Source organism: Streptomyces liliifuscus, assembly GCF_016598615.1.
Classification (GTDB): Bacteria; Actinomycetota; Actinomycetes; order Streptomycetales; family Streptomycetaceae; genus Streptomyces; species Streptomyces liliifuscus.
The window spans coordinates 4,024,489-4,050,829 of the sequence record NZ_CP066831.1 but is presented as its reverse complement, the minus strand read 5'-3'; the positions used below and the strand labels follow the sequence as shown (position 1 = coordinate 4,050,829).

General features: G+C 69.1%; 21 protein-coding genes. 15 read left to right on the top strand and 6 right to left on the bottom strand.

The genetic code is table 11. The annotated features are described in order from the left end of the window. Positions 1 to 52: 52 nt before the first annotated feature. The 5 genes from JEQ17_RS17100 (at position 53) to JEQ17_RS50870 (ending at position 6,304) form a co-directional block, all read left to right on the top strand. Positions 53 to 1,858 carry an ABC transporter substrate-binding protein gene (locus JEQ17_RS17100; RefSeq protein ID WP_200396049.1) on the top strand — a complete coding sequence of 602 codons (1,806 nt, stop codon included), beginning with the start codon at positions 53 to 55 and terminating at the stop codon, positions 1,856 to 1,858. 105 nt (positions 1,859 to 1,963) lie between these two features. After that, positions 1,964 to 2,941, top strand: coding sequence for an ABC transporter permease (locus JEQ17_RS17095; RefSeq protein WP_143636626.1), 978 nt, complete (start codon positions 1,964 to 1,966; stop codon positions 2,939 to 2,941). Positions 2,942 to 2,951: 10 nt separating this feature from the next. Further along, complete coding sequence (locus JEQ17_RS17090; RefSeq protein WP_200396048.1) at positions 2,952 to 4,013, top strand: ABC transporter ATP-binding protein; 1,062 nt, start codon at positions 2,952 to 2,954, stop codon at positions 4,011 to 4,013. A 12-nt stretch (positions 4,014 to 4,025) separates the two neighbouring features. After that, entirely contained in the window at positions 4,026 to 5,144 is a 1,119-nt protein-coding gene (locus tag JEQ17_RS17085) for an ABC transporter ATP-binding protein (protein WP_200396047.1), read from the top strand. 173 nt (positions 5,145 to 5,317) lie between these two features. Further along, on the top strand, positions 5,318 to 6,304 hold the full coding sequence (locus JEQ17_RS50870; protein WP_407700058.1) for a GNAT family N-acetyltransferase: 987 nt from the start codon (positions 5,318 to 5,320) through the stop codon (positions 6,302 to 6,304). Between the two features lie 68 nt (positions 6,305 to 6,372). Here JEQ17_RS50870 and JEQ17_RS17075 read toward each other — a convergent pair whose 3' ends face one another. The 5 genes from JEQ17_RS17075 to JEQ17_RS17055 all read right to left on the bottom strand — a co-directional run bounded on the left by JEQ17_RS17075 (position 6,373) and on the right by JEQ17_RS17055 (position 12,485). Beyond that, complete coding sequence (locus tag JEQ17_RS17075; RefSeq protein ID WP_200396046.1) at positions 6,373 to 7,419, bottom strand: ABC transporter ATP-binding protein; 1,047 nt, start codon at positions 7,417 to 7,419, stop codon at positions 6,373 to 6,375. A gap of 43 nt (positions 7,420 to 7,462) precedes the next feature. Further along, complete coding sequence (locus tag JEQ17_RS17070) at positions 7,463 to 8,491, bottom strand: ABC transporter ATP-binding protein (protein WP_200396045.1); 1,029 nt, start codon at positions 8,489 to 8,491, stop codon at positions 7,463 to 7,465. 14 nt (positions 8,492 to 8,505) lie between these two features. After that, on the bottom strand, positions 8,506 to 9,489 hold the full coding sequence (locus JEQ17_RS17065) for an ABC transporter permease (protein WP_200396044.1): 984 nt from the start codon (positions 9,487 to 9,489) through the stop codon (positions 8,506 to 8,508). Between the two features lie 30 nt (positions 9,490 to 9,519). Next, a complete protein-coding gene (locus JEQ17_RS17060) occupies positions 9,520 to 11,304 on the bottom strand; it encodes an ABC transporter substrate-binding protein (RefSeq protein WP_200396043.1) in 1,785 nt (594 codons plus the stop codon). 149 nt (positions 11,305 to 11,453) lie between these two features. Further along, a complete protein-coding gene (locus JEQ17_RS17055; RefSeq protein ID WP_200396042.1) occupies positions 11,454 to 12,485 on the bottom strand; it encodes an ABC transporter permease in 1,032 nt (343 codons plus the stop codon). A gap of 369 nt (positions 12,486 to 12,854) precedes the next feature. Here JEQ17_RS17055 and JEQ17_RS17050 point away from each other — a divergent pair, with 369 nt between their 5' ends. Genes JEQ17_RS17050 through JEQ17_RS17030 form a run of 5 tightly spaced genes read left to right on the top strand, consistent with a single transcriptional unit; the run spans position 12,855 to position 18,561 of the window. Then, complete coding sequence (locus JEQ17_RS17050; RefSeq protein ID WP_200396041.1) at positions 12,855 to 14,495, top strand: peptide ABC transporter substrate-binding protein; 1,641 nt, start codon at positions 12,855 to 12,857, stop codon at positions 14,493 to 14,495. A gap of 54 nt (positions 14,496 to 14,549) precedes the next feature. Then, on the top strand, positions 14,550 to 15,473 hold the full coding sequence (locus JEQ17_RS17045; RefSeq protein ID WP_200396040.1) for an ABC transporter permease: 924 nt from the start codon (positions 14,550 to 14,552) through the stop codon (positions 15,471 to 15,473). Continuing rightward, positions 15,466 to 16,479, top strand: coding sequence for an ABC transporter permease (locus JEQ17_RS17040; RefSeq protein WP_234048232.1), 1,014 nt, complete (start codon positions 15,466 to 15,468; stop codon positions 16,477 to 16,479). Before JEQ17_RS17045 ends, JEQ17_RS17040 begins: the two co-directional genes overlap by 8 nt. A gap of 5 nt (positions 16,480 to 16,484) precedes the next feature. Next, complete coding sequence (locus JEQ17_RS17035; protein WP_200396039.1) at positions 16,485 to 17,468, top strand: ABC transporter ATP-binding protein; 984 nt, start codon at positions 16,485 to 16,487, stop codon at positions 17,466 to 17,468. Further along, complete coding sequence (locus JEQ17_RS17030) at positions 17,461 to 18,561, top strand: ABC transporter ATP-binding protein (protein ID WP_200396038.1); 1,101 nt, start codon at positions 17,461 to 17,463, stop codon at positions 18,559 to 18,561. The genes JEQ17_RS17035 and JEQ17_RS17030 overlap by 8 nt, the downstream gene beginning before the upstream one ends. Positions 18,562 to 18,738: 177 nt before the next feature. Here the strand turns inward: JEQ17_RS17030 and JEQ17_RS17025 are convergent, their stop codons facing one another. Then, a complete protein-coding gene (locus JEQ17_RS17025; RefSeq protein WP_200396037.1) occupies positions 18,739 to 20,856 on the bottom strand; it encodes a S9 family peptidase in 2,118 nt (705 codons plus the stop codon). A 176-nt stretch (positions 20,857 to 21,032) separates the two neighbouring features. On the opposite strand from JEQ17_RS17025, the gene JEQ17_RS17020 reads away from it, so the two are divergent. From JEQ17_RS17020 to JEQ17_RS17000, 5 genes are all read left to right on the top strand, one after another. Then, the gene (locus tag JEQ17_RS17020) at positions 21,033 to 21,227 is read left to right on the top strand and encodes a hypothetical protein (RefSeq protein WP_055611106.1); all 195 of its coding nucleotides are present in this window, start codon (positions 21,033 to 21,035) and stop codon (positions 21,225 to 21,227) included. A 46-nt stretch (positions 21,228 to 21,273) separates the two neighbouring features. Beyond that, positions 21,274 to 22,170, top strand: a complete 897-nt coding sequence (gene mshB, locus JEQ17_RS17015) for an N-acetyl-1-D-myo-inositol-2-amino-2-deoxy-alpha-D-glucopyranoside deacetylase (RefSeq protein WP_200396036.1) — start codon at positions 21,274 to 21,276, stop codon at positions 22,168 to 22,170. 40 nt (positions 22,171 to 22,210) lie between these two features. Further along, positions 22,211 to 22,636, top strand: a complete 426-nt coding sequence (locus JEQ17_RS17010; RefSeq protein WP_200396035.1) for a DUF6113 family protein — start codon at positions 22,211 to 22,213, stop codon at positions 22,634 to 22,636. 160 nt (positions 22,637 to 22,796) lie between these two features. Further along, on the top strand, positions 22,797 to 25,331 hold the full coding sequence (locus tag JEQ17_RS17005; protein WP_200396034.1) for a hypothetical protein: 2,535 nt from the start codon (positions 22,797 to 22,799) through the stop codon (positions 25,329 to 25,331). 135 nt (positions 25,332 to 25,466) lie between these two features. After that, a complete protein-coding gene (locus JEQ17_RS17000) occupies positions 25,467 to 26,315 on the top strand; it encodes a substrate-binding domain-containing protein (RefSeq protein WP_200396033.1) in 849 nt (282 codons plus the stop codon). The last annotated feature ends 26 nt before the right edge of the window (positions 26,316 to 26,341 follow it).

Here is a 26,341-nt window from a genome sequence, read left to right as displayed (position 1 = left end):
ACCGTCAGGCAGTACTCGTGGACAACTATCGACAGGTAGGTGCATCGGCATCATGAAGCCCATCAGAACGCGCACCGTGCGCGCCATAGCCGTCGCCATCACGGCGGGTTCGCTGGCGCTGACCGGCTGCTCCAGTGACAGCGGCAAGGACAACTCCAAGGACAACTCCAAGTCCAAGGAAGATGCCGCCTCGCAGTCGACGCCTGTCGCCTACGGTGATGCCCAGGCATCGAACGGCCCGGCCGAAGCGGTGGCGGGGGCCAAGACCGGCGGCACCATCAACGTCTACCAGCAGTCCGACCTGACCCACATGGACCCGGGCCAGATCTACGTCAGCGACGCGGGCCAGTTCGCCAACCTGGTCCACCGCGGTCTGACGAACTTCCAGGAGGACGACAAGGGCAACCTGACGGTCGTCGGTGACGTCGCCACCGACTCCGGCAAGTCGTCCGAGGGCGGCAAGACCTGGACGTACACCCTCAAGGACGGCATCAAGGACGAGGACGGCAACGCCATCACGTCCGCCGACGTCCGCCACACCATCGAGCGGCAGTACGCCAAGTTCATCTTCGACGGCCCGACCTACGTCCAGAACTGGCTCTCGGGCGCCGAGTACCGCAAGGCGCTGCCGGACGGCCCGTACAAGGGCAAGCACCTGCCGGACTCCGTCCTGGAGACCCCGGACGCCAAGACCGTCGTCTTCCACTTCAAGACGGCCCAGCCGGACCTCCCGCAGGCCCTGGCCATGGCCGGCTACGCCATCGTGCCCGAGAAGCAGGACACGAAGGAGAAGTACGACAAGGCTCCGGCTTCCCTCGGCCCGTACAAGGTCGCCGAGTACAAGGCCGGCAAGTCGGTGACGCTGGTCAAGAACACCCAGTGGGACCCGAAGACGGACTCGGTGCGCCACCAGTACGTCGACGGCTACAACTTCAGCAACACCATCGACCAGGCCAGCCAGACCAAGCGTCTGCTCGCCGACCAGGGCGAGGCCAAGAACGCCATCCAGTTCACGGACTCGGTGGACCCGGCCCAGCTGTCCACGGTCATCGGCAACGCGGCCGCGAAGAAGCGCACCATCCAGGGCTACCAGCCCTACGTGTGGCAGCTCTCCTACAACCTCGACAGCGCCAAGATGAAGGACAAGAAGGTCCGCGACGCGATCACCTACGCGATCCCGAACCAGTCCATGGTCCAGGCGGACGGTGGCCGTTACGGCGGCGAGGTGGCCGGCGGTCTGATGGCGCCGACCCTGCCGGGCTTCGACCCGACGTACGACCCGTTCGGCAAGCTGAAGAAGCCCAACGGTGACCCGGCGAAGGCCAAGGAGCTGCTGAAGGAGGCGGGGGTCAAGGAGGGCACCAAGCTCAGCTACGCCTACTCCAACACCCCGCGTGGCCAGGCCCAGATGCTCATCATCAAGGACGCGCTGAACAAGCTCGGCTTCGATGTCCAGGCCAAGGAGATCGACCGCGCGACCTTCTACGAGCAGGTCGGCAAGCTGAAGAACCCGTACGACCTCTACATGACCGGCTGGGGCCAGGACTGGCCGTCCCCGGGCACGGTCATCACCCCGGTCTACGACGGCACGCAGGTCGCCGACGGTTCGCCGAACTACTCGCACATCAACGACAAGCAGGTCAACGAGCTCATCCAGAAGGCCGTCACGCAGGAGCCCGAGGAAGCCGCCAAGACCTGGGAGCAGGCTCACCACCGCATCGTGGAGGAGATCAACCCCGGTGCCCCGGTGTACTACTCGAAGCAGATCCAGCTCTACGGGTCGAACATCGGCGGTGCCCGGTACAGCACGGAGTCGAGCTACATCGACATCAACGACCTGTACCTGAAGCAGCCGTAACCCCTCAGCTCGGCTGATCCGTGGGGGTGTGCGCCAGGCGGAGCGCACCCCCGCGGACGGTATCCCCCTCCTGCCGCCGCGTTCCGAAGAGAGCACCCACCCGCCATGCTTCAGTTCCTCATCCGCAGGCTGAGCGGCGCCGTCGTGATCATGTTCCTGATCGGCGCCTTCACGTTCTTCCTGTTCTACACAATCCCCCAGGACTTCGCGCAGCTGTCCTGCGGCAAGAACTGTTCCCCCGAGAACATCGCGGTCATCCGTGAGAACCTCGGCCTCGACAAGCCCATCACCACCCAGTTCTGGGAATTCATGATGGGCATCGTGTCCGGCCGGGACTTCCCGCAGGGCCACTGTTCCGCCCCGTGTCTGGGCGTCTCCTTCGACAGCGGCGACTTCGTCTGGGACTCCATCATGGACCGCTTCCCGCTGACGCTCTCGCTGACTCTCGGCGGCCTGGTGATCTTCCTGCTCTTCGGTCTCGGTACGGGTCTGCTCGCCGCCTGGAAGCGCGGTACCGCCGTCGACAAGGTGGTCAGCGGTTCCTCGATGGTCCTCAGCTCGTTCCAGATCTACTTCCTGGGTCCCATCGTCCTCAGCCTCCTCGTCTACAACACCGGCTGGCTGGAGAACCCCAAGTACGTGTCGTTCACGGACGACCCGGGCGGCTGGTTCATGGGCATGCTGATCCCCTGGGCCGTGATGGCCACCATCTTCACCGCCCAGTACACGCGTATGGCGCGCTCGACCATGATCGAGCAGCTGCAGGAGGAGCACGTCCGCACCGCCCGCGCCAAGGGCATGCGACAGCGGTACGTCTTCTTCCGCTACGCCTGGCGTGGTTCACTCATCCCCATCGTCACGATCATCGGCATGGACCTCAGCGCGCTGCTCTCGGGCGCGGTGGTCACGGAGTTCACCTTCGACCTGGCCGGTATCGGGCGTCTCGCGGTCGAGGGCTCGCTGACCAAGGACCTTCCGCTGACGATGGGCGTCATGCTGTTCGGGGCCTTCTTCATCCTGATCCTGAACATCATCGTGGACCTCGCCTACGCCTACATCGACCCGCGCGTGCGCCTCGCCTAGGAGAAATACCGTGACCACACTGACCAAGACCGAAGGCGAGAAGGCCCCGAGCGGGCCGGAGGCCTTCCTCTCGGTCCGCGACCTGCGGGTGCGGTTCTCCACCGAGGACGGCATTGTGAAGGCGGTCGACGGACTCTCCTTCGACGTCGAACGAGGCAAGACGCTCGGCATCGTGGGCGAGTCGGGCTCCGGCAAGTCCGTCACCAACCTGACCGTCCTCGGCCTGCACAACCCGAAGACCTCCACCGTCGAGGGCGAGATCGTCCTGGACGGCAAGGAGCTGGTCACCGCGACCGAGAAGGAGATGGAGAAGCTCCGCGGCAACAAGGTCGCGATGATCTTCCAGGACCCGCTGACCGCGCTCTCGCCGTACTACACGGTGGGCCGGCAGATCGCGGAACCGTTCATGAAGCACACCGGCGCCTCCAAGAAGGAGGCGAAGGCGCGGGCCATCGAGATGCTCGACAAGGTCGGCATCCCGCAGCCCGCCATGCGCTTCAACGACTATCCGCACCAGTTCTCCGGCGGTATGCGCCAGCGCGCGATGATCGCCATGGCGCTGATCTGCGACCCCGACCTGCTGATCGCGGACGAGCCGACCACGGCCCTGGACGTGACCGTCCAGGCGCAGATCCTCGACCTGCTCAAGGACCTCCAGCAGGAGTTCGGCTCGGCGATCATCTTCATCACCCACGACCTCGGCGTCATCTCCAACATGGCCGACGACCTGCTGGTGATGTACTCCGGGCGGGCCGTGGAACGCGGCACCGTCCGCGAGGTGCTGCGCAACCCCCAGCACCCCTACACCTGGGGCCTGCTGAGCTCCATGCCGCGACTCGGCGGTGACACCGCGCAGGCGCTCACGCCGATCCCCGGCTCGCCGCCCAGCCTGCTGAACCCGCCGTCGGGCTGCCCCTTCCACCCGCGCTGCGGCTTCACCGCCGAGGTCGGCGGAACCCGCTGCACGGACGAGCGGCCGCAGCTGCCCGAGGGCCGGGGCGCCGCCTGCCATCTCGACGCGGCGCAGAAGTCGACCTTTTTCATCGAGCAGATCAAACCCCGGCTGGGCTAGGGAGAACGAGACATGAGCGACAAACTCACCCTGCCGAAGCCGCAGGGCCCCGTCGACGGAGCCGGCGAACCGCTGCTCTCCGTCGAGGGCCTGACGAAGCACTTCCCGATCTACGGCGGATTCCCGATCAAGCGCAGGGTCGGAGCCGTGCAGGCCGTCGACGGTGTCGACCTGACCGTCGGTGTCGGCGAGAGCGTCGGCCTGGTCGGCGAGTCCGGCTGCGGCAAGTCGACGACGGGCCGGCTCATCACCCGCCTCCTGGAGCCGACCGGCGGAAAGATCACGTACGCGGGGCAGGACATCACGCACGCCTCGCGCAAGCAGATCGCGCCCGTACGGTCCGAGATCCAGATGATCTTCCAGGACCCGTACTCCTCGCTGAACCCGCGGCAGACCGTCGGCACGATCATCAAGTCGCCGATGGAGGTCAACGGGATCGACCCGAAGGGCGGTCGGGAGACGCGGGTACGCGAACTCCTCGAACTGGTCGGGCTCAACCCGGAGCACTACAACCGCTTCCCGCACGAGTTCTCCGGCGGTCAGCGTCAGCGCATCGGGGTGGCCCGGGCCCTGGCGCTCAACCCGAAGCTGATCGTGGCGGACGAGCCGGTGTCGGCCCTGGACGTGTCGATCCAGGCGCAGGTGGTGAACCTTCTCCAGAAGGTCCAGGAGGAGATGGGCATCGCCTTCCTCTTCATCGCCCACGACCTGGCGATCGTGCGGCACTTCTCGCAGCGGCTCGCGGTGATGTACCTCGGGAAGGTGGTGGAGGTCGGGGACCGGGACTCCATCTACAACCGGCCGCGGCATCCCTACACGCATGCTCTGCTGTCGGCGGTTCCGGAGGTCGCGCTGGACGACGAGGTCGAGGACCGGGAGCGGATTCGGCTCTCCGGTGACGTGCCCTCGCCGATCCATCCGCCGTCCGGCTGCCGGTTCCGGACCCGTTGCTGGAAGGCGCAGGACAAGTGCGCCACGGAGGAGCCTCCGCTGCTCCAGATCTCCGGCAACCGGGCCGGTCACCTGACGGCCTGCCACTTCCCGGAGGACCCGACGACCGAGGCCCGCGACGAGGACATCGTCCTCGACCCGGCCCTGGCGGCCCTGGAACAGGACGCCACAAAGAACTGACGTTTCCTCGCCCCCGCCGCCCCTACCCATTCCCGTCCCTTTTCGGGGGCCGGCCCCCGAACCCCCGCTCCTCAAACGCCGGAGGGGCTGATTTTCAGCCCGTCCGGCGTTTGAGGACGAGGCCGTTCAGGCCGATACGGGGGTTCGGGGGCGGAGCCCCTGAGTCAGGGACGATGGGGGTCCCCCCGCTCGAGCGAAGCCGAGAGTGGGGGAGGGTAGGGGCGGCGGGGGCGAGGAATTCGGGCGGTGATCGTGCAGGACAAGAGCTCTGGAGGGGACAGTTGAGGCCGGGGATTCATAGCGTCACCTTTGACTGCGTCGGAGACCCGTACGACCTCGGGCTGTTCTGGAGCGAACTGCTCGGGCGGCCGCTGGCCGACGACGACAAGCCCGGTGACCCGGAGGCGCTGATCGAGGACCCGGACGGCGGCCCGAGGCTGCTCTTCGTCCGCGTCCCGGAAGGCAAGACGACCAAGAACCGCATCCACTTCGACCTCAAGCCGAAGGGCCGCACCCGCGAGGAGGAGGTCGACCGCGCGATCGCCCTCGGCGCCCGGGTGATCAACGACCTCCGCCGCCCCGGCGGCGGCGGCTGGGTCACCATGGCGGACCCCGAGGGGAACGAGTTCTGCGTGGAGCGCGCGCAGCCGTCCCCCGCCCCCTCCGCCACCACCGGCCCGCAGTCCCTCCGCCTGGAAAAGGTCACCCCCGACAACATCGAGGCCGCGCTCGCCCTCAAGGTCCGCCCCGACCAGGAACGCTTCGTCTCCCCGGTCGCACAGTCCCTGGCCGAGGCCTACGCACAGCCCGACACCGCCTGGCCCCGCCTGGTCTACGACGGCGACGAACTCGTCGGCTTCGTCATGGCCTTCTTCGACGTCCGCTTCGACCCCGAGAACCCCGAGAATCCCGACGACCGGCCCCGCTCAGGGCTCTGGCGTCTCAACATCGCCGACGGCAAGCAGCGCCGCGGATACGGCCGCTTCGCGGTGCAGTCCGTCTGCGACGAGATCCGCCGCCGTGGCCGAACCCGCCTTGTGACGGTCACCTGGGCGGAGGGCGAGGGCAGCCCCGAGCCGTTCTACCTGGGGCTCGGATTCCGCCGTACGGGAGAGACGAGCGGCGACCAGGTCGTGGGGGAGCTGGACCTGGACGCGTAAGACCGGCCTGTCCTGCGAGCCCCGGTCCTGCGAGCCCCGGTCCCGACGACCGCCGGGGGAGCGGCCTCTCAGGCCGCCGCCTCCGAAACCACGACCCGCCCCGGCGCGTCGTCCCGTACCTCCGGGTAGTGGCACGCCGTCAGGTGCCCCACCCCGTTCCCCTCGACCCGTACCAGCGCCGGCGTCTCCGCCGCGCACCGCTCCGTCGCCTTCCAGCAGCGGGTGCGGAAGCGGCAGCCGGACGGCGGGTTGAGAGGGGAGGGGACGTCTCCGGTCAGACGGATGCGTTCGCGGGCCGCGGCCGGCACGTGCGATGTCGTCGCCTCCGGGACCGCGGACAGAAGCGCCCGCGTGTACGGGTGCCGCGGATTCCCGTACAGGTCGTCGCGGTCGGCGGTCTCGACGATGCGGCCGAGGTACATCACGGCGACGCGCTGCGAGAAGTGGCGGACGATCGCCAGGTCGTGGGCGATGAAGACGAAGGCGATGCCCAGGTCCCGTTGCAGGGTCTGGAGGAGGTTCACCACCTGCGCCTGGATCGACACGTCCAGCGCCGACACCGGCTCGTCCGCCACGATCAGCCTCGGCTGAAGTGCCAACGCCCTTGCCGCGCCGATCCGTTGGCGCTGGCCGCCGGAGAACTCGTGCGGGAAGCGGTTGTAGTGCTCCGGGTTGAGACCGACGATCTCCAGGAGTTCGCGGGCGCGCCTCTCGCGGCCGCCCGCCGGGTCGATGCCGTTGATCTCCATGGGGCCGGAGACGATCTTCCCGACCGTGTGCCGGGGGTTCAGCGAGGCGTACGGGTCCTGGAAGATCATCTGGATCTCGGAGCGGATCGGCGCCAGTTCCTTGCGCGAGGCGCGGGTGATGTCCTGCCCCGCGTACGTGATCTTTCCGGCGGTCGGCTCCAGGAGGCGGGTGATGAGCCGGCCCGTCGTCGACTTGCCGCAGCCCGACTCGCCGACCAGGCCCAGGCTCTCGCCCTCGGCGACGGTCAGGTCGAGCCCGTCCACCGCCTGCACCGCGCCCACCGTACGGCGGACGGGGAAGCCGCCCCGTACCGGGAAGTGCTTGGTGAGTCCGGTGACGTCCAGGAGAGGGTCCGTGGCGCTCATGATCGTGAAATCCCTTCTCTTGTAAGTCGGTTGGGCTGCGGCGTCAGTTGGGCTGGGGCGTCGCGTAGTCGACGAAGAACTCGCGGCGCTGGTCGGCGGTCAGGTGGCAGGCCGTGCCGCGGCCCCCGCCGTTGATCTCCAGCGGCGGGCTGTCCGTGGCGCACAGCCCGCCGTGGACCTTCTCGGCGAACGCGCACCGGGGGTGGAAGCGGCAGCCCGACGGCGGATTGAGGAGGGACGGCGGCAGGCCGGGGATCGGTGACAGCGGCACGTCGACCGGCCCGTCGAGGCTCGGCATCGAGCCCAGCAGGCCCCAGGTGTACGGGTGTTGGGGCGTGCGCAGTACCTGGTTCCGCGTGCCCCGCTCCACACACCGGCCGCCGTACATCACCAGCACGTCGTCCGCGATGTTGGCGATGACACCCAGGTCATGGGTGATGAAGACGATCGCCGTGCCGAACTCCTGCTGGAGGTCCTTGAGGAGGTCCATGATCTGGGCCTGGACCGTCACGTCCAGGGCCGTGGTCGGTTCGTCCGCGATCAGCAGTTGCGGGTCGCAGACCAGCGCCATGGCGATCATCGCGCGCTGGCGCATACCGCCGGAGAACTGGTGCGGATAGTCGTCCACGCGCAGGTCGGGCTGCGGGATGCCGACCCGTCGGAGCATCTCGACCGACCTCGCCCGAGCCTGGTGCCGGGACGCCCCGGTGTGCTTGCGGTACGTCTCGCCGATCTGTCTGCCGACCGTGTGGAAGGGCGAGAGCGAGGCCAGCGCGTCCTGGAAGATCATGGACATCGTGTTGCCGCGCAGCCGCTCCAGCTCCCGCTCGGTCGCGGTCAGCAGATCCTTGCCGTCGAGCAGGATCTCGCCGTCCACGTCGGTGTGTTCACGGTCGTGCAGGCCGAGGATCGCCATGCTGGTGACGGACTTGCCCGAGCCGGACTCGCCCACGATGCCGAGCGTTCTGCCCTGGGCCAGGTCGAAGGAGAGCCCGTCGACGGCCCTGACGAGGCCGTCCTCGGTGGAGAAGGCGACACGCAGGTCGCGTACGGAGAGGAAAGGGGTGCTCATGAGGTCGTCCTCTCCTAGGCGAGCCGGACCCGCGGGTCGATGAGGGCGTAGACGGCGTCGACGACGATGTTGGCGACGACGATCGCGGCGGCCGCGGTGAGGACGACACCGAGCAGCAGCGGCAGGTCGTTGTCCCGTACGGCCTTGATGGACAGCGCGCCGATGCCGTGCAGTCCGAACGTCTCCTCGGTGATGATCGCGCCGCCGAGGAGATAGCCGATGTCGAGGCCGAGGATCGTGACGATCGGGCCCATCGCACCCCGCCAGGCGAACCGGAAGAAGACCGTCCGACGGGACAGGCCCTTGGCGCGGGCCGTGCGCACATAGTCCTCGCTGAGGGTCTCCACGAGCTGGGAGCGGGTCATCCGGGTGTAGTTGGCCGTGAAGATCAGCGCGAGGACCAGCCACGGCAGCAGCAGCCCCTTGAACCAGGCGCCCGGATCCTGGGTGAACCCCGTGCTGTCCTGCGGACGGGGGAGCAGATGCCACTCGTCGGAGAGGTAGTACATCGCGACCACACCGACGATGTAGATCTGCAGCGACGAGCCGACCAGCGAGGCGGAGGACGCGATCTTGTCCAGTGCCTTGCCCTGCTTGACCGCCGCGATCATGCCCGTGCCCACGCCGAAGAGCACGAACACCACCGCGCTGCCGATGGAGAGCGAGAGCGTCGTCGGGAAGCGGTCGGTGATCAGGCCGAGCACCGGCTCGTGGTTGGTGAACGAGTAGCCGAGGCACGGGGCGGGACAGTGCCCGAGCCCCGTGTAGTCCCGGCCGGCGAACACGCCCACGAGCCAGTGCCAGTACTGGACCGGCAGCGGGTCGGAGATCCCGAGGTTGTGCCGGACCAGCGCGAGCGTCTGGGGCGTGCAGAGCTTGCCGCAGGCGGCGCGGGCCGGGTCCCGCGGGGCGACGTAGAAGAGCACGAAGGTGAGGGCGCTGATGATCAGCAGGATCAGCAGCGCGCCGAGCGTCCGACGGACGAGGAAGCGGAACATGGCGAGGCGATTCCCTGGTGGCCGGTGGTCTCAGGCCTTGGCGTACAGCTTGTAGAGGATGAACGCCGAGAACAGCGGGTCGAACTCGCCCCCGCCCACCTTGTCCCCGTACAGGTAGTAGCGGCGCTGGTAGGTCTCGGGGATGATCGGCGCCTCCTTCTCCATGATCTGCCGGTCCAGTGCGGCCCAGGAGGCGTTGGCCTTGGTCGCGTCCGGGATGACGGCGTCCTTCTTGATCGCCGCGTTCACCCAGGGCACGTTCAGCTGGGAGACGTTGTTGGCGCCGTTGGCGATCGTGGTGCCGTCGAAGAGGGGCTGGAGGAGGGTGTAGCCGGTGGGCCAGTCGGGGGACCAGCCGAACCACATCACGTCGAACTGGTTGTCTATCTGCTGGACCTGGTCGTAGTAGCTGGTCGACTCGACGGGCTTCACGACCGGGTCGAAGCCCGCCTGCTTCAGCGCGTCCGCGATGACGACCTTGGTCTTGTCGTACGCGTCGTTCCCGCCCTGCGGATAGGTGTAGACGATCTTCTGGCCGAGCTTTCCGGCCTCCTTGAGCAGGGCCTTCGCCTTCGCGGTGTCGCCCTGCGGCTTGGTCAGCTTGCCGTAGATGTCGAACTTCACCCGGCCCGCGATATCGGGGGAGAGGACCGTGGTCGCGTAGTCGCCCGCGGACGGGCCGCCGTAGATCCGGCGGATCTGCTCCAGCGGCCAGGCGTAGTTGAGCGCCTGACGCACCTTCACATCAGTGATCCGCTTGCAGTTGATGGCGTAGTAGTAGAGACCGGTCAGCAGACCGTCGACGGTACGGGCCTTCAGGTCGGCCGTGCCGAGCACCTTCTGGATGCGCTCGGCCGGCACCCCGCTGTACGCCATGACCGCGTACTGGTCGGTCCCGGAGTCGGCGATCAGCCGGTCCGTGGCCTGGAGTGCCTCGGGGCCGAACTCGAAGACGAAGGAGTCCGGGTAGGCGTTGCGGATCGCGTCCGTCGCCGGGTCCCAGTGCGTGTTGCGCACCAGCGTCAGGGACTTGTCGACCGAGTGCTGCTTGATCCGGTACGGGCCGCAGGAGACCGGGTCCTTGTCGTACTTCTCCTTGGTGTCGTGCTTGACGGGCACGGCACCGTAGGACTGCATCGCCAGCGTCCAGTTGAGGTCCGGCCGGGCCTCCTTCAGGTGGAAGGTGATGGTCTTCTTCGCGGTGTCCGTGACGACCGAGCTGAGGTGCTTGCCGCCGTACGGGCCTTTGTAGACCGAGCGGAAGTCGTTCGTGCCGGTCAGCGCGGACTGGAGGTAGGTGGCCCCCTCGGTGGTGAAGCTCGCGAAGCCGCGCTCGATTCCGTGGCGTACGTCGTCCACGGTGAGCTCGCTGCCGTCCTCCCACTTCAGCCCGTCCTTCAGGGTGAAGGTCCAGGTCTTGCCGCCGTCGGACATGGTGCCGGTGTCGGTGGCGAGGTCGCCGACCAGCTTCATGGCGCCGCCGGAGGCGATCTTGTAGCCGGTCAGACAGCGGATGTAGAGGTTGCCGACCGTGGAGTTCCACGCGAAGTAGATGCGCTGCGGGTCGAGGTGCGAGAAGTCGTCCGGCCCGATCGGGTGGATCGTCCCGCCCTTGCGCGCGCCGGTGATCTCGGGCGCGGGCCCGGTGGAGTCGTCCGCGGTGCCGATGGTGACGGCGGAGTACTTGGCGGTGCTCGTGGAGCCGCCACCTCCCGTGCCGCCACCGCCCCCACCACTGCTGCAGGCCGAAAGCACCATCGACCCACCGGCCGCGACCGAGGTCGCGATGACAAAGTTTCTGCGCGAGATAGACATGGGTGTCCTGCCTGAATGAGGGAGAGGGGAGAAGCGGGGGGCGCCCCCTGTCTTTCAGGGGCGCGGGGCTGTATCGATTTGCGGCTCCGCCGCGTGGGCGCGACCAGCCACGACGAACCCGCAGGTTCAAACCGACAAATTCAGCGGAGCTATCGACGCCTGGTCTTCGGATCGAGCGCATCCCGGACGGAGTCACCGAGCAGGTTGAAAGCGATCACGAAGATCACCATCGTCAGCCCGGGAAAGAGCATGTAAGTGATGTCGTTCTGATAGACCTGCGCCCCGCGCTGGATCATCACGCCCCAGTCGGGCGTCGGGTCGCTGAGCCCCACCCCGAGGAAGGCGAGCGCCGCCTCCGTGGTGACGTACATCGGCAGCGCGAGGGTCGCCTGGATGAGGATCGGCGTCCACAGGTTCGGCAGCAGCTCCTTGAAGATGATCCGGGCCGGCGACGCCCCGGTCACCTTGGACGCCTCGACGAACTCCCGCTCGCGCAGGGCCAGTACCTCGCCCCGCAGCAGCCGGGCGATCGGTGCCCAGCCGAACGCGGTCATCACCGAGATCAGGCTGACCACCGTGAGCCAGGTCGGGGTGGCGTCCTCCGGCGAGACGAGGATCGAGATCATCACGGGCCAGAAGGCGATGAAGAAGAGCGTGGAGGGGAAGGCCAGCAGGATGTCGATGACCCGGCCGACCAGGTAGTCGGTCCGGCCGCCGAGATAGCCGGCCGTGAGCCCTACGACGATGCCCAGCAGGGTGACCAGCACGGTCGTCACCGTGGCGATCAGCAGCGAGTTGCGGATGCCGTAGAGCAGCAGCGTGAAGACGTCCCGCCCGAGCTGAGGTTCGACGCCGAACCAGAAGTCGCCGCTGATGCCGCCGTTGGGCCGGACGGGGAAACCGAAGTCGTTGAGCAGACCCGCCGTGTTCTGACCGTAGGTCGTGTACGGATCCTTGCCGTACAGCTTCGCGATCAGCGGGGCGCCGATTCCGGCGACGAAGAAGACCAGCACCACACAGGCCGAGACCACACCCGTGCGGTCGCGCTTGAAGCGCAGCCAGGCGAGCCGGCCGGGGGAGCGGCTGTCACCGCCTCGGGGCGGGGTCTTCGGCGCCGTCGGTACGGCGTCTTCGGCCACCACCATGGGTGCGGTCGTGGCAGAGGGTGTAGGCGAGGTCATCGTGCTCCTGGCCCGAACTGTCATGCGGGTCTGCGGGATGCGACCCACGGGCTAGCGCGACCATTTCAACGCCGTTCAGGCAGCGTCAATGAAACGTTGACGGCTTTGATCTGGTCTTTTGCCGTTTGACCCGAGCCAGGCCGCCCGCTTGGCGTGGCTTGGTACTGCCATGACCAAAGCGAGGTCCGATATGCGGTTCGCCATGTTTCGGCATACGTGCATTCGGAGGGTGTTCCCACTCGTAAGAGTGGGATGAATGGGCGTCAAGTCCCATATGCGCCGATATTGGGCGCTGAGGCACAGCGCTCCGGCGCCGGAGCCACAGCGCACGGAAAGTGCACTGAAAGCGCACTGAACAGGAGGCACTCCATGCGTGGAGCCACGCACGCCAGATGGGCCGCATGCGCGGCGGCGGTAGCTCTCGCCGCGACGGCCTGCGGGGACGACGGGGGCGGCGACAGCGGTGGCGGCGGCGACGGCTCCGGGATCGTGAGCTCCTCGTGGGGCGACCCGCAGAACCCCCTGGAGCCGGCGAACACCAACGAGGTGCAGGGCGGCAAGGTCCTCGACATGCTCTTCCGCGGTCTGAAGCGCTACGACGCCAAGACCGGCAAGGCCAACGACATGCTCGCCGAGAAGATCGAGACCTCGGACTCGCAGAACTTCACCGTCACCGTCAAGAGCGGCTGGAAGTTCAGCAACGGCGAGGCCGTCGACGCCAAGTCGTTCGTGGACGCCTGGAACTACGGCGCCAGCCTCAAGAACAACCAGAAGAACGCGTACTTCTTCGGGTACATCGACGGCTACGACAAGACGCACCCGGAGGACGGCAGCAAGCAGACGGCCGACACCCTCTCCGGCCTCAAGGTCACCGGGCCCAACACCTTCACGGTCAAGCTCAACCAGAAGTTCTCGACCTTCCCCGACACCCTGGGCTACGCGGCCTTCTCCCCGCTGCCGCAGGCGTTCTTCGACGACCACGCGGCCTGGCTGAACAAGCCGGTCGGCAACGGCCCGTACACCATCGACTCGTACGCCAAGGGCTCGGTGATGAAGATGCGTGAGTGGGTGCAGTACCCGGGCGAGGACAAGGCGCAGAACGGCGGGGTGGACCTCAAGGTCTACACCGACAACAACACCGCCTACACGGACCTGATGGCCGGCAACCTCGACCTCGTCGACGACGTGCCCGCCTCCCAGCTCAAGAACGCCAAGAGCGACCTCGGCGACCGGTACATCAACACGCCCGCCGGCATCATCCAGACCCTCGCCTTCCCGTTCTATGACAAGGCCTGGGACAAGGACGGCATGGAGAAGGTCCGCACGGGCCTGTCCCGGGCCATCGACCGCGAGCAGATCACCGAGACCATCTTCCAGAAGACGCGCACGCCCGCCTCCGACTGGACCTCGCCCGTCCTCGGCGAGGCCGGCGGCTTCAAGGAGGGGCTGTGCGGTGACGCCTGCGAGTACGACCCCGACGAGGCCAAGAAGCTGATCGAGGAGGGCGGCGGGCTGCCCGGCGGCCAGGTCAAGATCTCGTACAACGCGGACACCGGCTCCCACAAGGAGTGGGTGGACGCCGTCTGCAACTCCGTCAACAACGCGCTGGACAACGACAAGGCCTGCGTCGGCAACCCCATCGGCACCTTCGCCGACTTCCGCAACCAGATCACCCAGTCCAAGATGTCGGGCCCCTTCCGGGCCGGCTGGCAGATGGACTACCCGCTGATCCAGAACTTCCTGCAGCCGCTGTACTACACCAACGCCTCGTCCAACGACGGCAAGTGGACCAGCGCCGAGTTCGACAAGCTCGTCAACGAGGCCAACGCCGAGACCGACCAGGCCAAGGCCGTCGACCTCTTCCAGCAGGCCGAGGAGGTCCTGCGGGACGACATGGGCGCCATCCCGCTCTGGTACCAGAACGGCAGCGCCGGCTACTCGCAGCGGGTCTCCAACGTGGCGCTCAACCAGTTCAGCGTCCCCGTCTACAACGAGATCAAGGTCAGCTGAGCCGCGGGGGCACCCGTCGACACACGGGTGCCCCCGCCTACCTCCGGAGCCCTCATGGGACGGTATGTGATCCGGCGTCTGCTGCAGATGATCCCGGTCTTCTTCGGCGCCACCCTGTTGATCTTCCTGATGGTGAACGTGATGGGCGACCCCATCGCGGGCCTGTGCGGCGACCGGCAGTGCGACCCCGCCACGGCCACCCAGCTGCGCAAGGAGTTCGGCCTCGACAAGCCCCTGTGGCAGCAGTACGCGACCTACATGGGCAACGTCTTCACCGGCGACTTCGGCACCGCGTTCAACGGTCAGGAGGTCACCGAGCTGATGGCGAGCGCGTTCCCGGTCACCATCCGGCTCACGATCGTCGCGATCCTCTTCGAGATCGTCATCGGCATCACACTCGGCGTCGTCACCGGACTGCGCCGCGGCCGTCCCGTCGACACCGGCGTCCTGCTGGTGACCCTCGTCGTCATCTCCGTGCCGACCTTCGTCACCGGTCTGCTGCTCCAGCTGCTGCTGGGCGTCGAATGGGGCTGGATCAGTCCGTCCGTCTCCCCGGAGGCCCCCTTCGACGAGCTGATCGTGCCGGGCCTGGTGCTCGCGTCCGTCTCCCTCGCGTACGTGACCCGGCTGACCCGCACCTCCATCGCGGAGAACCGGCGCGCCGACTACGTCCGTACCGCCGTCGCCAAGGGACTGCCCAGGCGCCGGGTCATCACCCGGCATCTGCTGCGCAACTCACTGATCCCGGTGGTCACCTTCATCGGCACCGACATCGGCGCGCTGATGGGCGGCGCGATCGTCACCGAGCGCATCTTCAACATCCACGGCGTCGGCTTCCAGCTCTACCAGGGCATCCTGCGCCAGAACACCCAGACCGTCGTCGGCTTCGTGACCGTCCTGGTCCTCGTCTTCCTGGTGGCCAACCTGCTGGTCGACCTCCTGTACGCCGTACTCGACCCGAGGATCCGCTATGCCTGAACCGATGCCGCGTGAGCCGCACCTGTCGGGCGGGGGCCGCGCCCCGGAGGACGGCGCCATCGCCGCGACGGGCATGGGCGGCGCGATGGACCTGGCCACCGCGGAGGCCACGACCCTGGAGAAGACCCCGGGCGGACCCGACGGCACCGGCCCCTCCGAGAAGCCGCGCTCCCTCTGGTCCGACGCCTGGCGCGACCTGCGCCGCAACCCCGTCTTCATCATCTCGGCGCTCATCATCCTGTTCCTGGTCTTCATCTCCCTGTGGCCCGGGGTGATCGCCGACCAGAACCCGCTCAAGTGCGACCTCGCCAAGGCCCAGGAGGGCTCCCAGCCGGGACACCCCTTCGGCTTCAACGGCCAGGGCTGCGACGTCTACACCCGCACGGTGTACGGGGCCCGGGTCTCCGTCACCGTCGGTGTGTGCGCCACGCTCGGGGTCGCCATCCTCGGCTCGGTGCTCGGCGGGCTCGCCGGGTTCTTCGGCGGGGTGTGGGACGCGATCCTGTCCCGGATCACCGACATCTTCTTCGCGATCCCCGTCGTCCTCGGCGGTCTGGTGCTGCTGTCCGTCGTCACCAGCTCCACGGTCTGGCCGGTGATCGGGTTCATGGTGCTGCTGGGCTGGCCACAGATCTCCCGTATCGCCCGCGGATCCGTCATCACCACCAAGCAGAACGACTACGTCCAGGCGGCCCGGGCGCTGGGCGCCTCCAACTCCCGGATGCTGCTGCGGCACATCACGCCCAACGCCATCGCCCCGGTCATCGTCGTGGCGACCATCGCGCTCGGTACGTACATCTCGCTGGAGGCGACCCTCTCGTACCTCGGCGTCGGTCTGAAGCCGCCCACCGTGAGCTGGGGCATCGACATCTCCTCGGCGTCCCAGTACATCCGCACGGCGCCGCACGCGCTCCTGTGGCCGGCCGGGGCCCTCGCCGTCACCGTCCTCGCGTTCATCATGCTCGGCGACGCGGTGCGCGACGCCCTCGACCCGAAGCTGAGGTGACCGCCGTGCTGCTCGAAGTGCGCGATCTGCACGTGGAGTTCAGGACCAGGGACGGGGTGGCCAAGGCCGTCAACGGCGTCTCCTACAGCGTCGACGAGGGCGAGACGCTCGCCGTGCTCGGCGAGTCCGGCTCCGGAAAGTCCGTGACCGCCCAGGCCATCATGGGCATCCTCGACACACCGCCAGGGAAGATCACCGCGGGCGAGATCCTCTTCCAGGGCGAGGACCTCCTGAAGTACAAGGAGGAGGACCGGCGCAAGGTCCGCGGCGCCAAGATGGCGATGATCTTCCAGGACGCGCTGTCGTCCCTGAACCCGGTGCTCAGCGTCGGCGCCCAGCTCGGCGAGATGTTCACCGTCCACCAGGGCATGTCCAGGAAGGCCGCCAAGGCCAAGGCGATCGAGCTGATGGACCGGGTGCGCATCCCGGCCGCGGCCGCCCGCGTGGGCGACTATCCCCACCAGTTCTCCGGAGGCATGCGCCAGCGCATCATGATCGCCATGGCGCTGGCCCTCGAACCGGACCTGATCATCGCCGACGAACCCACCACCGCCCTCGACGTCACCGTCCAGGCCCAGGTCATGGACCTCCTCGCCGAGCTCCAGCGCGAGCTCGACATGGGGCTCATCCTCATCACCCACGACCTCGGCGTGGTCGCGGACGTAGCCGACCGGATCGCCGTGATGTACGCGGGCCGGATCGTCGAGTCCGCCCCGGTCCACGACATCTACAAGGCCCCCGCGCACCCGTACACGAAGGGCCTCCTGGAGTCGATCCCGCGGCTCGACCAGAAGGGCAAGGAGCTGTACGCCATCAAGGGCCTGCCACCGAACCTCATGCACATCCCGCCCGGCTGCGCCTTCAACCCGCGCTGCCCCCTGGCCCAGGACGTCTGCCGGACCGACGTACCACCGCTGTACGAGGTGACCGAGGCGGGCACGGACCGTGTGAGCGCCTGCCACTTCTGGAGGGAGTGCCTCCATGGCTGAGCCGATCCTCCAGGTGCGGGGCCTGGTCAAGCACTACCCGCTCACCCAGGGCATCGTCTTCAGGAAACAGATCGGCGCGGTGAAGGCCGTCGACGGCGTCGACTTCGAACTCGCCGCGGGCGAGACCCTGGGCATCGTCGGCGAGTCCGGCTGCGGCAAGTCCACGGTCGCCAAGATGCTGGTCAACCTGGAGAAGCCGACGGCCGGCGAGATCGCGTACAAGGGCGAGGACGTCACCAGGCTCTCCGGCCGTGCCCTCAAAGCCGTGCGCCGCAACATCCAGATGGTCTTCCAGGACCCGTACACCTCGCTCAACCCGCGCATGACCGTCGGCGACATCATCGGGGAGCCGTACGAGATCCACCCCGAGGTCGCGCCGAAGGGCGACCGGCGCCGGAAGGTCCAGGACCTGCTGGACGTGGTCGGGCTCAACCCGGAGTACATCAACCGCTATCCGCACCAGTTCTCCGGCGGCCAGCGCCAGCGCATCGGCATCGCGCGCGGCCTGGCCCTGCGCCCCGAGATCATCGTCGCCGACGAACCGGTCTCCGCCCTCGACGTCTCGGTCCAGGCCCAGGTCATCAACCTGATGGACCGGCTCCAGAGCGAGTTCGACCTGTCGTACGTGTTCATCGCGCACGACCTCTCGATCGTGCGGCACATCTCCGACCGGGTCGGTGTGATGTACCTCGGGCGGATCGTGGAGATCGGCAAGGACGCCGAGATCTACGACCACCCGACGCATCCCTATACACAGGCCCTGCTGTCCGCGGTGCCCGTCCCGGACCCCGAGGCCCGTGAGCACCGGGAGCGGATCATCCTCTTCGGAGACGTGCCCTCGCCGGCGAACATCCCCTCCGGCTGCCGCTTCCGCACCCGCTGCTGGAAGGCGAAGGAGCGCTGCGCCCTGGAGGTCCCGCTGCTCGCGGTGCCCGCGGAGTTCCGGTTCGAGGCGGCCGGTGCCGCGGCCCACGACTCGGCGTGCCACTTCGCGGAGGAGAAGCAGGTGGTCCCACCGGAGGAGCCGGCGGACGAGACTCCTGACGAGCCCGTGGACAAGATCCAGGACGAGCCCACGGACGACGCGAAATAGCATGACAAATGCGCATCAACTTCGTTAACACGCAGGCAACTTGGCCGACCCGATACCGATATACGGACGCGTCAGTCTGAACAGCGTACGGCCGTGCGGGTGCCGTAGACCGGCCGGGGCGCGCCATGTCTCCCCGGCCGGTCGCACGTCCACGGCAGGCTCGCTACAGCGGGTTCGCTACGCCAGGTTCAGGGACCGCTTCAGGAAGTCCACCTGGAGCAGCAGCAGATTCTCCGCGACCTGCTCCTGCGGGGTCATGTGCGTGACCCCCGACAGCGGCAGCACCTCGTGCGGGCGGCCCGCGGCCAGCAGCGCGGAGGACAGCCGCAGGGAGTGCGCGACCACCACGTTGTCGTCGGCGAGACCGTGCACGATCATCATCGGCCGGGCCGGCTCGGCGGCCCCCACCAGACCGTCGTCGTCGATCAGCGAGTTCGCCGCGTAGACCTCCGGCCGCGTGTTCGGATCGCCCAGATACCGCTCGGTGTAGTGGGTGTCGTACAGCCGCTGGTCCGTCACCGGCGCGCCCACCACGCCCGCGTGGAAGACGTCGGGTCGGCGCAGCACCGCGAGCCCCGCGAGATAGCCGCCGAACGACCAGCCGCGGATCGCCACCCGGTCCAGGTCCAGCGGGAAGCGTTCGGCGAGCGCCCGGAGCGCGTGGATCTGGTCGTCGAGGACGACCGCCGCGAGATCGTCCTTGATCGACTTCTCCCAGGCGGGCGAGCGGCCCGGCATGCCCCGCCCGTCCGCGACGATCACGGCGAACCCCTGGTCGGCGAACCACTGCGAGGTCAGATACGGATTGTGCGCGGCCAGCACCCGCTGCCCGTGCGGCCCGCCGTACGGGTCCATCAGCACCGGCAGCGGACCGTCGGTGTAGTCCGTGGGGAGCAGCACGGCACACGGCACACGGCGCTCGCCCGCCTCCGTGAGCGTCACGCGCGGGCTCAGCCCGGGGTCTTCGGCGTACGAGGCCACGGTCGCCGCGCGCTTGCCGTCCCGCAGCACCTGCACCCGGGCGCCCGGTTGGCCGGGCATGGCCGACACGAGGACCGTCACCCCGCCCGCACGCACCGCCGAGTGGACGCCGGGTTCCTGTGAAATCCGTTCCACGCCGAGGTCGTTGACCCGGTAGACGTGCACCTCACCGGTCTCCGGGGCGGCCGCCGCCTCGCCGGCCGACGCGGAGACCAGCACGTCGTCGTCCGACACGTCCAGTACCGCTCGCACATGCAACTGCGGTCCCGTCAGGGGGCGTTCGCCCACGGCGAGGACACGCGCCCCGCCCTCGTCGGCGATCCGCACGAGCTGTCCGCTCGGACTCCAGCTCGGCACCCCGGGGAAAAGATCAAGCCATTGTGGATCTTCGTCCGCGTGCACCATCCGGGTCGCCCCGGTGTCCGGGTCGACGGCCAGATAGAGCTGGCTCGTCTGGTCGCGCGCCTGGACGAGAAGCAGCGGCGCTCCGGCCGCCGACCAGTGCACTCGCGCGAGGTAGGGGTAGCGTGCGCGGTCCCATGCGACCTCCGTGCGCGCCCCTTCGAGCCCCACCACGAAGAGCCGCACCTCCGCGTTGTCCGTCCCGGCCGCCGGATAGGGGACCTGCTGCGGATCCCGCTCGGGATGCGCCGGATCGGAGATCCACCAGCGGCGTACGGGAGCGTCGTCGGCCCGTGCGACCAGCAGCCGGTCCGACTCCGGCGACCACCAGAAACCGCGCGAACGGCCCATCTCCTCGGCCGCGATGAACTCGGCGAGACCGTAGGTGACCGTGTCGGACTCCGGCTGCACGAGCGCCCTGTCGTCCTCCCCCTCGGCGCCGACGACCCTCAGGGCGCCCCCGGAGACGTACGCGACGAGCCGTCCGTCGGGGGACGGGCGGGGGTCGAGGACCGGCCCGGGAACCCTCAGTTCACGTGCCGTGCCCGCCCGCAGCTCCGCGGTGAACAGCCGCCCCGACAGGGCGAAGGACGCCAACTCCACGGCCGTGTCGGTGGCATAGCCGACGATGCCCGCCCCGCCCTCGCGGCTGCGCTCGCGCCGGGCCCGCTCCGCCGCCGACAGTCTCTCCGAGGAGCCTCCGAGCAGCGCGCCCGGATCCGCGGCGGGGCGCTCCTCGCCGTCCGCCACGTCGAGAACCCACAGCTGGTTCGCCCGGTCCGTACCGGACGAGGACCGCAGGTACACGACCCGGGAACCGTCGGGCGCCACGGTGAACGCACGGGGCGCGCCGAGCGTGAAGCGCAGGGTGCGCGCCTGCCGGCGCGGAAAGGAGAGAGGCTCGGTCGTCATGCTCCGACCATATTGGCCATGCGCCCCCTTGTGCGGCCGTGCGCCGATCAATGCGCACGTACGAATAGTTATGATCACTACTGCTGTGTGGGTATCAACCTGCTGGCCGCTGTATGGATTTACTGCCCCCATCATCCGACCCCCCGCGTCCCTGGGATCCTTGGAGGTGAGCCGCCGTGGCACTCTCGATTTCGGCGGTGGTGCTGCTGGCGATCATCGTCTTCATCCTGATCAAGAAATCAGGGCTGAAGGCGCCTCACGCCATCGTGTGTGTCCTGTTCGGCTTCTACCTGGCCAGCTCGACGATCGCACCGACGATCAACGATCTGACCACGAACATCGCGGGCATGATCGGAGACATCAAGTTCTGACCCACGCCTCGTAGGGTTCTGCCCCACGCCTCGTAGGGTGGGGCCCATGACGGAACTGCCCTCCCGGCGTCTGCTCCTGGTGCACGCGCACCCGGACGACGAGGCGATCAACAACGGCGCGACCATGGCCAGGTACGCGGCCGAGGGCGCCCACGTCACGCTCGTGACCTGCACCCTGGGCCAGCGGGGCGAGGTCATCCCGCCCGGTCTCGCCCATCTGTCGGGCGAGGCCCTCGGCGATCACCGCCAAGCCGAGCTCGGCGCGGCGATGCGCGAACTCGGGGTGAGCGACTTCCGCTCCCTCGGCGGCCCCGGCCGCTACCACGACTCCGGGATGATGGGCCTGCCCGACAACGACGACCCGCGCTGCTTCTGGCAGGCGGACGTCGACGAGGCGGCCGCGGATCTCGTCCGGGTGATCCGCGAGGTGCGCCCCCAGGTGCTCGTGACGTACGACACGAACGGCGGCTACGGCCACCCGGACCACGTCCAGGCCCACCGCGTCGCCATGCGCGCCGCCGACCTGGCCGCGGAGTCCGGCTTCGGTCCGGAGCTCGGCGAACCGTGGACGATCGCAAAGATCTACTGGAACCGCGTACCTCGCACGGTCGCCGAGGAGGGCTTCGCCCGGCTGAAGGACGTGCTCGACGAACTGCCGTTCCCTGCCTCCGCCGCCGTCGACGACGTGCCGGGCGTGGTGGACGACTCGCTGATCACCACGGAGATCGACGGCACCCCCTTCGCCGCGGCCAAGGCAGCCGCGATGCGGGCGCACGCCACCCAGATCGACGTCGCCGAGCCGTGGTTCGCGCTCTCCAACCAGCTCGCGCAGCCGCTGTTCGTCGTGGAGTACTACGAGTTGGTGCGCGGCGGGCGCGAAGGACCTGCACGGGAGACGGACCTGTTCGCCGGGACGGCGGAAAAGGATGAGGGTGTCCGATGAGTCGTGGTGGATGTCCGACACGTAATGAAGTGAGTGGCTGATGAGTACGGCGAACAGGCCGGGTGCGGGCAGCATGCTCGCCGAGCCCCCGCGAGCGCCCTCTGCCGGACGGATCCTCGTCCACCTGGGGCTCTTCGTGCTGGGTGCCGTGGTCGGGGCGGCCGGCGGACTGGTCCAGGCGGGCCTGTTCCCGGGCGGGCTGCTGCTCGCGCTGGCAGGCGCGGCGGGGCTCTTCATCGGCGGGGCACGGGCGACCGGTGGCCGGGGCGGGGCCGTCGCACCCGCCGCCGGCTGGATGATCGCCGTCGTCCTGCTCACCGCGAGCAGGCCCGAGGGGGACTTCCTCTTCGCCGCGGGAGCGGGCTCCTACCTCTTCCTGCTCGGTGGAATGGCCGTGGCTGTGATGTGCGCCACCCTTGGCCCGGGGCGGCAACCAGGTGGGCTCGCCGCCCGACTTGGCAAGTGACGTACCACTTCGCCGCAGTGCGCAGGTGCAAGTCCGGTGTGGGTTTCCCCTGCGGCCGCAGGATGCGGACGACAAGTGGCCAGTATGGTGGTGCGCGCCGCCGAGCCGCCCGAATCGAGGTCGAGTACACGGGCGGTGGAGCCAACCAGGAGAACCTGCCTTGAGTCGTGAAACTGACAGTTCGTCCTCCGGGCCCAACGGGCGCGGCGGAACCGCATACCCGTCGGGGACTCCGCCGTACGGAACGCCCAAGGCTTCCGACGGCGCCGCCGACAATGGGCGTTCCGCCGGTGACCGGCCGGAGCAGCCCAAGACCGAGACCACGCTGACGACGCGGATCCGCATCAACATCCCCGGATCCCGGCCCATTCCGCCGGTCGTCGTGCGCACACCCGTCGGGGGCGGCGAGTCCTCCGACAGCACGAGTGTGCCCAAACCGGCCCCCGTGGACACCGGGCCGAGCACCGGCGTGGGCGGGCCCGTGGACTCCGACACCGGATCCCACCCCATGCCCACGCCCTCCGCCGAGGACAAGACGAGCGACTGGTTCGCGCCACGCAAGTCCGGTGCGCCCAAGGGCGGTCCGGGCGGTGGCGGCACCAACGGCGCCGGGACGCCCGGCGGTTCGGGTGCGCCGGGCCCCGGCACGAGTGCCGGAGCGGGAGTTGGCGGCTCCGGTGCACGGCCCTCCGGTTCGGCCGCGCCCAACGGCGGTGCCGGTGGTGCAGCCAGGCCCGGTGGCTCCCGGCCCGGCGGTACCAACGGCGCCGGGCTGCCCGGCGCGGGCGGTACCGGGCCCGTGGCGCCCGGCCACGGCGGCGGTACCGGTTCCTTCGACGTGTCCGCGGCACTGGCGGCGGGGCCGCTGGGCAGCGGCCCCGGCAACTCGCCGTATCCGACGGACGGCTCCGGCGACGGCGGCGGTGAGCCGCGGCGCGACGGGCTTCCCTACTTCTCCGGCGGCGGCCAGGGCGGACCCTCGGGCCCGACCGGCGGACCGGCCACCGGCGACGGCCGGCTGACACCGCCCGGCGCGGTGCGCGGCGGAGCCCCGAGCGGAATCGGCGGTCCGGGCGGTCCCGGCGGCCAGGGCGCTCCTGGCGGACCCGGTGGACCTGGCGGTCCGCGTGCCCGTGGTGGCATGGGTGACCAGAACGGTCAGGGTGCCGCCGCGTTCCACGGCGCTTCCGGCGGACCTGGTGGTCCCGGCGGCCCCGGAACCTCGGACGGCTCGGGCTTCCCCGGCCCCAACGGTGCCCAGAACGGCTCGGGCTTCCCGGGCGGTCCTGGTGGCCCAGGCGGCGTCGGCGGTCCGGACGGCTCGGGCTTCCCTGGTCCCAACGGTGCCCAGAACGGCTCCGGCTTCCCGGGCGGACCCGGTGCCCCTGGTGGCCCCGGCGGTCAGGGTGCCGGACCTGGTGGTCCCGGCGGCGCCGGCTTCCCCGATGGCAAGGGTGCCCAGCACGGCTCGTCCTTCACCGGAGGGCCCGGCGGTGGGATGAGTGACGACACCGCGATCCTCACCCCGCAGAAGCCCGCCCCCGAACCCGGTACGCCGGGCTACGGCGGCGCCGGTGAGAACGTCTCAGGACACACGCTGACCAGCGGCATCCCCGTCGTGCCGCCCGCCCCGAACTCGCCGTTCGGACCGGGCGCGCACACCGACGGACCGCTGCCGCACCAGCCCCCGAAGCTGCCCGAACCCGTCTCCCCGGCCGCGCCCGCGGCCTCGCGGACCAAGAAGAAAAAGGGCCGCAACAAGCTGGTGCTCCTGGTCACCGGCGTGGTGACGCTGGGCGGCATCGCGTACGGCGCCGGACTGCTCATGAACCACTCCGACGTGCCCAAGGGCACCACCGTGCTCGGCGTCGACATCGGCGGCGGCACCCGTGACGAGGCCGTCAAGAAGCTCGACGACGCCTTCAAGGCACGGGCGGCCAAGCCGCTGCAGCTCTCGGTCGAGGGCGACACCGTCGCGCTCAGGCCGGACCAGGCCGGTCTCCAGCTCGACAGCCAGGCGACGGTACGGTCCGCGGCGGGCAGCGACTACAACCCCGTCTCGGTGATCGGCTCGCTGTTCGGCAACCATCGCGTGGTCGACCCCGCGATGCCCGTCGACGAGGAGAAGCTGACGGCCGCCCTGGAGCGCGCCGCGGGCGGCTCCGGCTCGGCGACCGAGGGCACGATCAAGTTCGAGTCGGGCAAGGCCGTCGCCGTCTACGGCAAGGCGGGCAAGGGCATCGACACCGGACAGTCGACGGAGGCCGTCGAGGAGGCCTACCGCGCGCAGGTGGAGACCGGCAAGGCGGCGACCGTCAAGGTCCCCACCACGGCCAAGGAGCCCAAGGTCACCAAGGCCGAGGTCGACCGCATGATGAAGGCGTTCGCGCAGCCGGCGATGTCGGCCAACGTGACGATCAAGGCGGGCGCGGTGGAGCTCCCGTTCAGCCCGGAGAACTCCCTGTGGAAGTTCCTCGGCGTCAAGGCCAACGCCCAGGGCAAGCTGGTCGAGTACTACGACCTGGAAGCGCTGAAGGAGCTGTACGGCGGCGCCTTCGACGGCGTACTGATCACCCGGGGCAACGGCAAGAAGACCCCCGTGACGCCCCAGGACGTGGTCGGCGCGATGCGCCCGGCGCTCCTCGGCAAGACGGCGGCGGACCGTGTGGGAGTGATCGAGACCAACCCCAGCTAGTCGCGGACCGGTTGAGCGGACTGGTTGAAGGGGGCACCCGGTGATGGCCGGGTGTCCCCTTGTCTCGTTCCGGCGTCCGGCTCATCGTGGCCCGAGTGGCCCGCGCCGGGCGGGTGTCGAAGGGGCGGGTGCCGTATGGGCTGGGAGTTCACGGACGACCGGGGGATCACGTTACGGCGCATCGGGCGGCCCGAGAGGGTGGCCGCGTACGTCCGCGCGGGCGCGGCACTGTGGGATCTGGGGGTCCGGCCCGTCGGGGTGTACGGATCAGGCCACGACGGCGACGAGCCCGACCGCGCCAAGTCCGGCGCCCTGGCAGACGTCCCGTACCTGGGCGCGGGCAAGGGGCTCGACGACGGGGCGATACGGTCCGTACGGCCCGACATCGTCGTCGACGTCACCTACGACCGGGAGAAGCCGTACGCCGTCACGGAGGCGGCGGCGAAACGGGCCGGCGCACCCGTCCTCGCCCTCGCGGTCGGCGGCGACACCTCGCTGCCCGGCATCCTGGCGCGGTTCGGCCAGCTGGCGGTGGCCCTCGGCGGCGAACCGGCGGGCGGGGACAGCGAGTTGGCCGCCGCGGAGGACGCCGTACGGTCCGCCGCCTCCGCTCCGCTGAAGGTGCTCGCGCTGTCGGCCGGCGGAACCCGCCAGGTGCATCTCGCCCGGCCCGGGACCTGGCCCGAACTACGTCATCTGGCCGAACTGGGCGTGGAGTTGGTCGAGCCCGGCGCCGGTGGTGCGAACTGGTCCACGACCAGCTGGGAGCACGCCCTCGGCCTCGCCCCCGACCTGGTCCTCGCGGACGCCCGCGCGAACGCCGTACCGGCGGGGGAGTTGGAGTCCGTGCCCGCGTGGGAGGCCCTCACCGCGACCGCGGCCGTGGCGCCCTGGAACCCGGAACTGCCGTGCAGCGCCCACGCGTACGCCGCCTTCCTCCGCTCGGTGGCCGACGCGCTGGAGGTGCTGGGGGCCAGGAGGTGAGTGTCGCGTCCCCGCACATGACATCT